This window comes from Mesobacillus maritimus, assembly GCF_044803185.1.
GTDB lineage: Bacteria > Bacillota > Bacilli > Bacillales > Cytobacillaceae > Mesobacillus_B > Mesobacillus_B maritimus_B.
Genome location: NZ_CP085225.1, coordinates 4,013,566 through 4,026,068, shown reverse-complemented (window position 1 = coordinate 4,026,068; position 12,503 = coordinate 4,013,566). Strand labels below are relative to the sequence as shown.

Genomic DNA, 12,503 nt, shown 5'->3' with positions numbered 1-12,503 from the left:
TGAGGGTTTTTCAATTCCTAGGTGCATTTGGTTTGCTGAACCTTTCTTCTTTGAGGTGGATCTCAAAAAGGAGAGAGGAAGAAAATGAAAAAATTTAGTGTCAAGGCGTTGGTTTCAATTGGAATGTTGAGCAGTATTTCTTATGTATTAATGTTATTAAATTTTCCAATACCGCCTTCCCAAACTTTTTAATGATTGATTTTAGCGACATACCTGCGTTAATAGCTGCGTTAATCTTTGGACCTGCTGCGGGAGTGCTGGTTGAACTGTTCAAAAATATATTAGATTACTTTATGACAGGAAGTGCTACTGGGGTACCAGTGGGGCATATTGCTAATTTCGTAGCTGGCATCTTGTTTGTTTTACCGGCATATTATATTTATAACAAATTAAAAACTAAAAAAGGGATGACGCTTGCTCTAGTAATAGCGACAGTGGTAATGAGTATTGTTATGAGTGTGCTAAATTACTATGTAATCATGCCAGCTTATACTCTGTTCCTAAATATGCCTGCTATGGCTGCCCCTGAACTAAAAACGATGATTGTTACAGGTATCTTGCCTTTTAATATTTTTAAAGGTTTACTAATTTCATTGGTATTCATGTTATTGTTTTCGAGAATGTCTACTTGGATTAGTAGGCAACAATATAAAAGTGCTTAAGAAAAAAGCAGCGGTGACATAGCCGCTGCTTTTTTTGTATTGGTTCTGTTAAACGTACCTGTTGATTTCCACTCGAGGCACGAGCGGTTCGCGGGCATGCCGTGGAGCCTGGCCAGATCCAGCGCCTAGCCCTCGAGTCGCTTCAGTCCGTCAGTTGAAGTAAAAGAACGACTTCATCTGTCAGCCTTCCAGCGCTTGTCGGGGCTGCTAAAGGCGCTTCCGCTTATTTCCTCGGCGCTAGAGTGCCTGTGGGGTCTCCCCTGCCCCGTACTCCCGCAGGACACTGAATTACATCCTTGAATATGCCCACGCACGAGAAAATGTGCAGTTCATTTTCGAGGAGTCTTCTTGCCTTCCGCTCCAATCAACGTCTGATAAATCAACAATATACTTTAACAAAGCCTTTGTATTAGTAGAAATGGATAAATAAAACCTCTGCTTGAATTAGCAGAGGTTCTATTAATAGCAAACTACTATTCGAATTTTAAAGCGTCACCATCGAATGGCTCGTCAGCTACTTTAATTGAGTCTGTTGGACAACCTTCAAAAGCGTCCATCATGTCATCTAATAATACGTCTGGAATCTCAACGATTCCTTCGTTATCATCAAGTGTTACAAACGCAATGCCCTCATCGTCGTAATCGTAGATGTCTGGAGCTGCTGCGCCACAAGCACCACAAGCGATGCAAGTTTCTTTGTCAACAATCGTATACTTTGCCATGAAAAAAACCTCCCGTATTTTAAACAGTTTGGTATCGTTTTCGAAATAATGTTTTATGAAAACGTCAGCCTCATGTTTATTGTAAAACTGTATCACCAACTTTTCAATACAAAAAAAGATTGAGAATAATTTTCGTTGAATATTCTCGTCCAAACATATAAGAAGTTTTCGTCATTAATTGTCGATTCATGCTAAAATGAAGGTAGGAACTTAGTATTTGCTTAATGAATGAAATTTAGACACAGCACAGGTTTGGGTGATCAAATGGCAATTTCTTATAGGGATGCAGTTTTTCTATATTGTTTAAACCAAATAAAAGATGAACGGTCCATTTATTCACTTTTTCACTTATTTCAAGGGAAAAAGTCATCCCAGACAATTCAGGATGCACATTTATATAACCTTACTGCTTTTTTTCGTGCCTTACCCTTTCTCACTAGAAATGAGATGGAAACCATCATAAAGGAAATTCAAAGCAGGGGATTCCTTGAGCAAATGTCTAGCGAAAATTATCGGTTAACAGAAGAGGGTGAAAGGGAGCTTCACGAGTTTCAAAAAGATGTAACTATGCCCCCAAGGTTTCTTGAGGGTTGGAGGTACCATCACCTTACCACTTTATTTTGGGAGCGGTTATCTATTTTTGTACAAGTATCTTCAAATTTAATTAACCAAAACAAAGGTTTTATTCCAATTCAAAATAAACAAGAAACAAAAGAGTGGTTAAAAAGCTTCTTGAAAAGGCAAAACACAAATAGGTATGAATTGGCTGAGCAGCTCTACACTGAACTTACAGAGTGTTTGCAACAGGAAAAGAGCATTGATCCTGCTGTACTCGTACTCAGGTTGACTGGACATAATAGGATAGGTTTAACCTCAGAACAAGCAGCTGAGAAGCTTGAGATGACCAATCCTCATTATCAACTAGAATTCCTAAATATTCTGCATTATATGATCAATACGGTTTCCCTAACTAAAAACGCTTTTCCTCTTTTAAGTAGTTTGGTTCAAGATGTCCAAAAGGAAGTTCCGTTAACTTTATCAACGGAAAAAACCTTCCAGCTTCTTCAGAAAGGGTACTTACCGAACGAAATAGCAGCAATGAGGAATCTTAAAATGAGCACAATTGAAGACCATATAGTAGAAATAGCTCTCCATATAAAGGAATTTGAATTAAATGGATACGTCAAACCTGATAAACAAAAGAGAATTATGGACGCTGCAAAAAAAACTTCAGCGAAAAAGCTGAAACAAATCCGTGATCAGGTGGATGATGTGAATTATTTTGAAATTAGGCTTGTATTAGCTAGAAATGGTGGTCAAAAGTGGAATTAGAACAGGCGTTACACCATTACTTTCAATTTAACTCCTTTCGCAAAGGTCAACGTGAAGTAATTGAATCTGTTCTTAGAGGACAGGATACTATCGCGATGTTGCCTACAGGCACAGGTAAATCACTTTGTTATCAGTTACCGGGCTATATGTTAAACGGTAAAGTGATTATTATTTCGCCCCTTCTTTCATTGATGCAAGATCAAGTGGAGCAAATGAAGGCGTTGGGTGAAAAACGTGCAGTAGCCATTAATTCCTTTTTAACACCTTTTGAGAAAAAACAAATTCTAAAACAACTTAATAGCTATAAATTTATATTTGTTTCTCCAGAAATGCTTAGGACAGAACTTATCGTGAATAAATTGAGGGAATTAAAAGTGGCCCTTTTGGTTATCGATGAGGCTCATTGCATTTCACAATGGGGATATGATTTTAGACCTGATTATTTAAAGATTGGTGAAGTTAGGGAAGCTTTAAATAGTCCATTGACAATTGCTTTAACCGCTACGGCTACTGAAGAGGTCAGAAAGGATATAGCAAAGTATCTTAAGCTGGAGAATTGGAAGGAATTCGTATTTTCGGTTGATCGACCAGAGATTTCTATTGGAGTTGAAATCGTTGGTCAGCAGGAAAAACAAAAAAGGATATTCGAGTTAGTTGAAAATCTGGAAGGCCCAGGGATCATTTATTTTTCTAGTAAAAAAATCGCAGAACAAATGGCATCAAAGCTTCGCGGTCGAGGGGAACAAGTAATGGCTTACCACGGAGGTATTGACCAAGAAGCGAGGATCCTAATTCAACAGCAGTTCATTCATGGTCAACTTAACATTGTATGTGCAACAAGTGCATTCGGAATGGGGATTAACAAAGAAAACGTCCGGTATATCATTCATTATCATATGCCACTTCAATTAGAATCCTACCTACAAGAAATTGGAAGGGCTGGGAGAGATGGCAAAAACAGTTTAGCTGTTCTACTTTATACTCCAGGGGATGAACAGTTAAGCATACAACTAGCTGAAGGGGAAATCCCGGATAAAGAACAAATTAACATGCTTTTTAATGTGATTCAGCATCACCAGCTTAGTTTAATGAATATAACCGAGAATGAGGATTTGCTCATTCGGTCTTGCGGCTTTAGCGAGACTCAATGGAGAATAGTGGCGAACTATATTGCTAGTCGTGAAAGGGTGAACCCATCTGACGTTAAGGAGGAGTTTTACCATTATATAACAGACAGATTGCGAATTAAAAAAGAAAAAATTGCTATGGTGTTAGAGTATCTTCAACATAGAGGCTGCAAACGTACGTTTATCCTGAATTATTTCAAAGAAAAGGCTTCAGTAGATAAGGTAAATTGTTGCAGTTCTTGTGGATTAAATTTAAGTGATTTTAGGAAAAATACAGGCTTAAATAACACTAATAAAAATTTTAACTGGAAACAAGAACTGGCCACGATGCTATTAAGTAGGCGATTATAGATGAAAAGAGATCAGTATAGAGAACTTATAAGGGGTTTATCAGATAAAGAGTTGTCGTTCCATCTTTTCTTAACGCAAGGTTTGTTGTTAGGAGTATCACTTATTTTAGGCATATTTTTATTTGATGGCTTAGATGATTTCCTTGAACTTATCCAATGGATTGACCCGCTAATTTGGCAAGTTGGAGCGACGGCTGGTGTAGCAGTAGTGATAGCAGATTTAACGCTGATGAAATTTCTCCCCCCGTCGCTCTATGATGATGGGGGATTGAATGAAAGGATTTTCCGTAATAAAAATGTGCTTCAAATCGCTGTTATCACAGCATTGGTTGCATTCAGTGAGGAAATTTTATTCCGTGGGATCATTCAAACACATACTGGTTTAATTGTTTCAAGTGTTATTTTTGCTCTTGTCCACTATCGTTACTTATTTAATTGGTTCTTATTTTTAAATATTATCTTTCTAAGTTTTATTATTGGGTTTATATACATGAAGACTGGGAATCTAGCCGTAACCATTACGATGCATTTCATTATTGATTTTCTCCTGGGTCTATCTATAAGTGTAAGAAATAAGCAGGAACAGGAAGGGATATTAAATGAATAAGGAAGCGCCTTACCGTGATCAAGCAGAACGTACCCGAAAAAAAATAGTGCGGACTAAAGGTAACAATGCTAGTCCGGAAATGGAGGAATTACCACCTAGAAGTAAACTACATAGACCAAAGAGAAATAAAAATAAGTGGAAATTAAAATACCCAGTTATTAGACTCCTCGCTTTATTTTTTATATTATTGCCGATTTCCATTTTTAGCGCCTATAGTTATTTAAATAACCATGACGGGCACGGGGAAAATGGGGGTATTAAGTCCGGAGGCTATGAGAAAATTAGTATCGAAAAAAATAGCAATAATAAGGAAACAGAACCCTCACTACCTGTTAGTTTTGAAGAGAAGGATATAGAGGCAGAGGAAAAATCATCTATTGAACCTGCACCATTAGCAAAGGATTCTGTCCCTTCGCCAGCCGACAGTAAAAATCCCCCTACTGTTGCCCCAAAAACACAGGTTTCCAATAAAGTTTCCCCAGCTGAGGCTAAGAAACCTCAAGATTTAGATTCTAAACAAGAACAAGAGACTAGAGACTCAAATTCAGAAGTGGTACAGACCGAGGAGAAGATTGTCTATCATACCGTCAAGGAAGGGGATAATCTGTTTAGAATTTCACTTACCTACTTTAACTCACAACACGGAATGGAAATTATCCGGAATGCAAATAACCTTCAGGGGGATGAGGTTCAATTAGGACAAATATTGAAAATTCCGTTAGATAATTAAAAATAAGTCGGTTTCTCCGGCTTATTTTTAAATTCTCTACTTACATATTTATTAGGACAAGGTCATATATTCCTTTTGAGGAGGGGTGGATATGGAGCATTCAATCATACACCTTGATGACCGTACAGATCAGGCTACAAAACAAATGCTGAATAATGTAGTAAAGAGGAAGCGAAAGTATGATGATTTTAAGAGGAAACATTTAATTGTAATGATACTAACAATGGGTATGGCTTTACTATTCCTTCTGTACCTTTATCAAACGACAATAAAACCCTACTCGTATTCTTTTTACGAAGTTTTTTCGGCATTTTTCAGTCACTCAGGTAATTTATATTTATTTATTTTAACTGGAGGTCTCTTTGGGTTGATGAATCTTCTTAGAGAAAAACGTGACAAAGCAGAAAAAGAATTTCATGCCTTGAGATGTGAAATTATCGATAAGAGTAAGGATTTATGGAAAAAAGAACATGAATGGAAAAGTCGTCATATCGTTTTTGAGATGATGAAAGAAAAATTTGATATTAACTTATATCATGAGAATAAGTAAGAATGCTGAAATATTCTCATTTCTCTAGCAAACAGTTTCTGGAAATTGTTTAAGATTCATGCTAGTCTAGAACTAATTCAATTCCTCTTATACTTTGTATGAGAGGTTTTTATTTTAATAAGAAAGGGTAAAGACATGGAATACCTTTTAAGCATGATGTTGGTTATTATTATTGTTGCTTGTATCCTTATTTATCATATGTTTCAAGAAGCCCATGCGGATAGAACGCTGACTCATCATTTAGATTTTCAAGAATTACCCTTTGATTTTGAAAAGTTAACAATCTTTTTTATTTCTGATATTCACAGAAGAAAAGTTGCTGACACCATAGTAGAAAATGCCAAGGGAAAGGCTGAACTTGTGATAATAGGGGGAGACCTAGCAGAAAAAGGGGTTCGTTTAAACCGAGTCAAAGAGAATCTAGAGCGTCTTAAGCAAATTGGTCCTGTTTATTTTGTTTGGGGGAATAATGACTACGAAATTAACACTAATAAGCTTAGGGAACTAATGGGTAAGATGGAAGTTACGATTCTAGAAAATACCGCTTTCTATATAAAAAGTCGTAAACAAGCGATGGTTGCTCTCCTTGGTGTAGATGATACTACTGTGGGGCAAAGTGACCTTGAGGGTGCAATTAAAGGTTCAAACGAATCCTCATTTAGAATATTAGTTAGTCATAATCCAGATATCATACATTCGATTACTCCGGAACATCAAATCCAGTTAGTTCTTAGTGGGCATACCCATGGTGGTCAGATACGAATTTTTGGTTTTGGACCGTATGAAAAGGGAGGAATCAAAAGAGTTGGGAATACCCTTTTATTTGTAAGCAATGGGTATGGGACGACTACTCTCCCATTAAGATTAGGTGCAAAAGCAGAAACGCATTTAATTACGATCACAAATTCGCGCTCCCAAGTTGATGATGAGATTGTAAGATGGCAAGATAGTTAGTAGGTATCTAAAGAAAAAAACTCACCTTCCGAGAATTATCTCATACACTATAAACAAGAGCTTCGTTAACGGCAGGGGGCACGAATATGCGCTTAGAGAGGTTAACATATAATAAAATTAAAATATTTTTAACGACTGATGACCTTTCGGATCGAGGGTTATCCAAGGAAGATATTTGGAAAGACTCGATGAAGTGGAATCAGTTATTTCATGATATGCTCGAAGAAGCAAGTGACGAATTGGGGCTTGAAATACTTGGAACAGTTGCGGTAGAAGTTTTTTCATTGCAGGCCCAGGGCATGGTTATGATTGTGACTGTTGAAGAACAGGAGCAAGATGAGGTACCCTTTGATGATGAGGGCTTTATTGAGATGCAGGTTACAATGGAAGGCCGTGAAATTATTCTTTTTGAATTTGCCAACATTGAAGATGTGATCCAGCTGTCCAAACGATTATATGATGCTGGGATTGGTGGAGGAAGCTTATACTTTTTAAATGATACTTACTATTTATCAATGAATGGGTTACAACCTGATCCTGATAAAACGGTTTCTTTGCTAGCGGAATATGGAAATCCATCGATTTTTAGCATCCATCGTTTAATCGAATATGGTAGGGAAATCATTGATGAAAATGCAGTTGATACAATGGTTTATCACTTTTTTTAAAACAGCAGTCTTTTTTGACTGCTGTTAGTTTTAAACAATAATAAGAACCGTTTATTATTCTTGCATTAACTTTCTAAAAGTGTAATACTATGTCATGAAAGCGTCTATAACTGCAATTGCAATTTTAGGAGGATTTCAAGAATGGTGGCCGCACAAAATGACGGAAATGCAAATACAGAAGAAAAGCTTGACGTCCTGCGTTCTACGCAAACTGTTATTCATAAGGCTTTAGAGAAGCTAGGATATCCGGACGAAGTCTATGAGTTACTAAAAGAACCGTTAAGAATGATGACAGTCAAAATTCCAGTTAGGATGGACGATGGTACTGTAAAAGTCTTTACTGGATATAGGGCTCAGCATAATGATGCAGTTGGTCCAACAAAGGGTGGCATTCGTTTTCACCCAAATGTAACGGAAAAAGAAGTGAAAGCGCTATCAATATGGATGAGTTTAAAATGTGGAATCGTAGACTTGCCATATGGTGGCGGTAAAGGTGGAATTGTCTGTGACCCGCGTGATATGAGTTTCCGGGAATTAGAGAGATTAAGTCGTGGGTATGTTCGGGCTATAAGCCAAATTGTTGGTCCAACAAAAGATATCCCTGCTCCAGATGTTTTTACTAATTCCCAAATTATGGCGTGGATGATGGACGAATATAGTAGAATTGATGAATTCAATTCCCCTGGATTTATTACAGGTAAACCATTGGTTCTTGGTGGTTCACATGGAAGAGAATCAGCTACTGCGAAAGGTGTTACGATTTGTATTCGTGAAGCAGCGAAGAAGAAGGGCATTGAATTAGAAGGAGCGAGAGTAGTCGTTCAAGGTTTCGGCAATGCAGGAAGTTTCCTTTCTAAATTCATGCATGATGCTGGTGCTAAGGTTGTAGGGATTTCTGACGCATATGGTGCTCTCTATGATCCCGAAGGCCTTGATATTGATTATTTGCTTGACAGACGTGATAGTTTTGGCACCGTTACAAAGCTTTTTAATAATACAATTTCAAATAAAGAGCTACTTGAACTTGACTGTGACATCCTTGTACCTGCTGCGATTGAAAATCAAATTACCGAAGAAAATGCTCATAATATTAGAGCAAGTATCGTTGTCGAAGCAGCAAATGGACCGACTACATTAGAAGCAACACAAATTCTTACAGATCGAGGAATCCTGCTTGTACCAGATGTATTGGCTTCAGCTGGTGGTGTCACCGTATCCTATTTTGAATGGGTTCAGAATAACCAAGGCTATTACTGGACGGAAGAAGAGGTAGAATCTAAGTTAGAAAAGGTAATGGTTAAGTCCTTTGATAATATCTTTAATACCGCCCAGAGTAGGCGTGTCGACATGCGTTTAGCTGCCTACATGGTAGGTGTGCGAAAAATGGCTGAGGCAAGTAGATTTAGAGGCTGGATTTAAGCGAACAGATTGAATCTTAACGTAAAATCTCCTATCATTTAAGATAGGAGATTTTTTTTTGATAAAATACTCTATAAAATACAACAGTGGTTAACGGGTCAAGAGAAGGAGTGCCATGAAAAATGTCAAATGAAGATATTATTATTATTGGCGGAGGCCCTTGTGGTCTAGCTGCGGGGATTGCTCTAAAGAAAATGGGGAAAAATCCTCTAATCATCGAGAAAGGAAACATCGTCAACGCCATTTATCATTATCCAACACATCAAACCTTCTTTAGTAGTAGTGAAAAGTTATCAATTGGTAATGTTCCATTTATAACCGAAGAACACAAACCAAAACGAAATCAGGCCCTAGTTTATTATCGTGAAGTTGTTAAACGAGAGGACCTTCGAATCCATGCTTTTGAAAAGGTGGAAAGTGTTGACAAGACTGTTGATGGGAAATTTAAAATTATTTCTAATAAACAAGAATATAGCGCCAATTATGTTGTAGTCGCAACAGGGTATTATGACCATCCAAATTATATGGGGATTACAGGAGAAGACTTGCCTAAAGTTTTTCATTATTTTAAAGAGGCACACCCCTTTTTCGATATGGATGTAGCCGTGATAGGGGGAAAAAACTCTAGTGTGGATGCAGCCCTTGAGCTTGTAAAAGCAGGTGCCAGGGTAACAGTATTGTATCGAGGAAAGGAATATTCGAGTAGTATTAAGCCTTGGATTCTCCCTGAGTTTGAAGCACTAGTTCGTAATGAGGTGATCAAGATGGAATTCAATGCTCAAGTAACGGAAATAAGAGAAAAAGAGCTTGACTATGAACAAGAAGATAGTCGGAAAACAATTAAAAACGATTTTGTTTTTGCGATGACCGGTTATCACCCGGACCATGGTTTTCTGAAAAAAATGAAGGTTGAAATCGATGACTATACGGGACGACCGAATTTTAACCCAGATACAATGGAAACGAATGTTTCTGGAATTTTTATTGCAGGAGTAATTGCAGCTGGGAATAATGCCAATGAGATTTTCATTGAGAATGGTCGCTTTCATGGTGATCAAATTGCTATCGCAATCCAGGAAAAAGAGCAGGTTAAATAAAAAGCAAAAGCAGGCCGGTTTCTTATAACGGATTCGGATTTCGAATACAAAAACTAATTTAGCACCCCAATTAGCAGTCCTATTCGCAACTGAATTAGACTGCTTCTTTTGTTGATATATATGGGGTTTAATAAAATGAACGGTAAATCCGCCCTGAATTTCGAACCCCTTATAACATGGTGTCATAAGTTTTTGTCAGCATGAAAATTCGCATGCTAATTGTTATACCAATTGGTGTGCGGGAGGGGGGATGTCTGAGAGGCAGATAAATGAAGCAGACATTCTTTCTTATCCTTAATTGAGTAACCTCTGCTTGTTTAAATAAGGGGAGTTTTTCCCTTTAGCCTGCAGAATAGGGCTCGGTTCGGGGGATATAAGGGGAGTTTTTCCCGTTAAGGCAAACCAAAATGGTCCATTTTCATGTTTTACGATTAAATAGGCGGAATCTTTCCCTCTATTTAATCTATTTTTTGTGCTATTTCCTTAATAAGGGGAATTTCTCCACTTATTTTAGTAGCTTATTTCCTAGCAATTCTTGAAGATTTGGAAATCGCTGAACCGTGCTTATCTTTGGATAAAAAATGGTTGGAGCATATGTCTCCAACCATTTTTTATCATTTACTTGCCGAATTGCTTTTTAATTCAAGTGCGCATTACTATTACGAAAAGCAATGTTAATTCGTATTTTGTACTTCAAAACAGAACCCGTTAGGTTTCTTACAGCCTGCTTTTTTCAAACGGCAAGAAAGTAATAAAAGTTTTAACATAGAGAATAGTCTAGCTCCAGCGCCCTAGCGGCTAGTGTCCTTCGCTCTCCGAGTAAAATTTGGGTTTTGGATTTTTACCGCCCTACGATTGCGTCAAGCACGAATGCGCCTCCGGCTCTTCGTGTTGTCTAGCTGCTGCGGCTAACTCCTCAGGTCATAAGCCAACCCGGAATTGAAGGCAAAGAGCACCTTCTATTCCGGGTTGTCTTATGCCAGTCGGAGTTGAACAAGCCGCCTCCGCTTTTCACTTTCCTTTATCTCAGTTGGAGAGCTCCAGGCCATACGCCGCTGACCAGGGCGCTTGCGCTTTTCTATTGTCCAGCTCCAGCGCCCTAGCGGCTAGTGTCCTTCGCTCTCCGCCCTACGATAAGTCAACATCGAATCGCCTCCGGCTCTTCGTGTTTCCTTTATCTCAGTTGGAGAGCTCCAGGCCATACGCCGCTGACCAGGGCGCTTGCGCTTTTCTTACAGTCTAAACATTTCTGCTATTTCGTTCAGGTCGTTTGTTCTAGCTAGAGCAACCAAAAGCTTTATCCTTGCTTTTTGACCATTAAGACCATTTGAAAATATGACTCCCATTTCCTTTAGGTGTTTACCGCCGCCTTCGTAGGCATATACATCCTGAACAATCCCATTAAATGCCCGTGAAACAACGACAACTGGAATGTTATGGTCTAGTAAAGCTTTGATACCTGGTACGGTAGCAGGGGGCATATTTCCTTGGCCAAGAGCCTCAATGACTACTCCATTAATCTTTAAGTCCCTTACAGCATAGAAGAGTGAGGCATCCATTCCAGTATGGGCTTTAATGAGAACAACCTGTTTTGATAAATCAGAAATAGTGTAATTCTCTCGATAGGAGGGCATATGATGGAAGAAGATACCTTGTTTGGTAACAATTCCAATTGGTCCAAATTGAGGACTTTGAAAGGTAGAAACATTACTAGTATGCGTCTTAGTTACATTTTCTGCTGTATGAATTTCATCATTTAAAACAACGAGAACCCCTTTGTTATGTGCCTCTTTACTAGAAGCCACCCTAATAGAAGAAATTAAATTATACAGACCATCAGATCCAATTTCATTGCTTGAACGCATCGCACCGGTTACCACAATGGGGAAATTAGCCTGTACACTTAGGTCTAAGAAATACGCCGTTTCCTCTAGCGTATCGGTACCATGAGTTATCACGGCGCCATCAATTTCCGTACTCTGATTGTACCGTTCAAGAAGTTGTTTAAGCTCCATCATATTTTTCATCGTGATATGGGGTGAAGGCAGATTAAAAGGCTCTTCTACAATTAAGTTAGCTAAACTGCTGAGAATCTGACCTTCTTCTGTTAGAGGGTTTTTAGCCCCGGGTTTAACGGCTCCCCTTGTATCCTCGCTCATTGAAATGGTTCCGCCTGTATGTATTAGTAAGATTGTTTTTTTCAAAAATTAGAACCTCCCTTCTGGTAGATTTAGAAGTATTCATTTTCTTTCTACCCATATCATGATACGATTATTAAAACAATT

General features: G+C 38.2%; 11 protein-coding genes and 1 pseudogene. 10 read left to right on the top strand and 2 right to left on the bottom strand.

The window, feature by feature from the left end:
* Positions 1-84: 84 nt before the first annotated feature.
* Positions 85-662: pseudogene (locus LG336_RS19495) on the top strand (ECF transporter S component).
* Positions 663-1,135: 473 nt separating this feature from the next.
* Here the strand turns inward: LG336_RS19495 and LG336_RS19490 are convergent.
* Positions 1,136-1,384 (bottom strand): ferredoxin, encoded by a 249-nt coding sequence (locus LG336_RS19490; RefSeq protein ID WP_221872444.1) that lies wholly within the window; start codon positions 1,382-1,384, stop codon positions 1,136-1,138.
* A gap of 495 nt (positions 1,385-1,879) precedes the next feature.
* Here LG336_RS19490 and LG336_RS19485 point away from each other — a divergent pair, with 495 nt between their 5' ends.
* The 9 genes from LG336_RS19485 to LG336_RS19445 all read left to right on the top strand — a co-directional run bounded on the left by LG336_RS19485 (position 1,880) and on the right by LG336_RS19445 (position 10,218).
* Positions 1,880-2,716, top strand: coding sequence for a helix-turn-helix domain-containing protein (locus LG336_RS19485; RefSeq protein WP_404329148.1), 837 nt, complete (start codon positions 1,880-1,882; stop codon positions 2,714-2,716).
* A complete protein-coding gene (locus tag LG336_RS19480; protein ID WP_404329147.1) occupies positions 2,707-4,194 on the top strand; it encodes a RecQ family ATP-dependent DNA helicase in 1,488 nt (495 codons plus the stop codon). Before LG336_RS19485 ends, LG336_RS19480 begins: the two co-directional genes overlap by 10 nt.
* Positions 4,195-4,800, top strand: a complete 606-nt coding sequence (locus LG336_RS19475; RefSeq protein WP_404329146.1) for a lysostaphin resistance A-like protein — start codon at positions 4,195-4,197, stop codon at positions 4,798-4,800.
* Positions 4,793-5,530: a LysM peptidoglycan-binding domain-containing protein gene (locus LG336_RS19470; protein WP_404329145.1), complete on the top strand. Its 738-nt coding sequence runs from the start codon at positions 4,793-4,795 to the stop codon at positions 5,528-5,530. The genes LG336_RS19475 and LG336_RS19470 overlap by 8 nt, the downstream gene beginning before the upstream one ends.
* Positions 5,531-5,621: 91 nt before the next feature.
* Positions 5,622-6,080 carry a YpbF family protein gene (locus LG336_RS19465; protein ID WP_404329144.1) on the top strand — a complete coding sequence of 153 codons (459 nt, stop codon included), beginning with the start codon at positions 5,622-5,624 and terminating at the stop codon, positions 6,078-6,080.
* 135 nt (positions 6,081-6,215) lie between these two features.
* On the top strand, positions 6,216-7,034 hold the full coding sequence (locus LG336_RS19460) for a metallophosphoesterase (RefSeq protein WP_404329143.1): 819 nt from the start codon (positions 6,216-6,218) through the stop codon (positions 7,032-7,034).
* Positions 7,035-7,120: 86 nt separating this feature from the next.
* Positions 7,121-7,702, top strand: coding sequence for a genetic competence negative regulator (locus LG336_RS19455; protein ID WP_404329142.1), 582 nt, complete (start codon positions 7,121-7,123; stop codon positions 7,700-7,702).
* Between the two features lie 141 nt (positions 7,703-7,843).
* On the top strand, positions 7,844-9,121 hold the full coding sequence (locus tag LG336_RS19450; protein WP_404329141.1) for a Glu/Leu/Phe/Val dehydrogenase: 1,278 nt from the start codon (positions 7,844-7,846) through the stop codon (positions 9,119-9,121).
* 122 nt (positions 9,122-9,243) lie between these two features.
* The gene (locus LG336_RS19445) at positions 9,244-10,218 is read left to right on the top strand and encodes a YpdA family putative bacillithiol disulfide reductase (RefSeq protein ID WP_404329140.1); all 975 of its coding nucleotides are present in this window, start codon (positions 9,244-9,246) and stop codon (positions 10,216-10,218) included.
* 1,232 nt (positions 10,219-11,450) lie between these two features.
* Here the strand turns inward: LG336_RS19445 and LG336_RS19440 are convergent.
* Entirely contained in the window at positions 11,451-12,422 is a 972-nt protein-coding gene (locus LG336_RS19440; protein ID WP_404329139.1) for an asparaginase, read from the bottom strand.
* Positions 12,423-12,503: the final 81 nt, after the last annotated feature.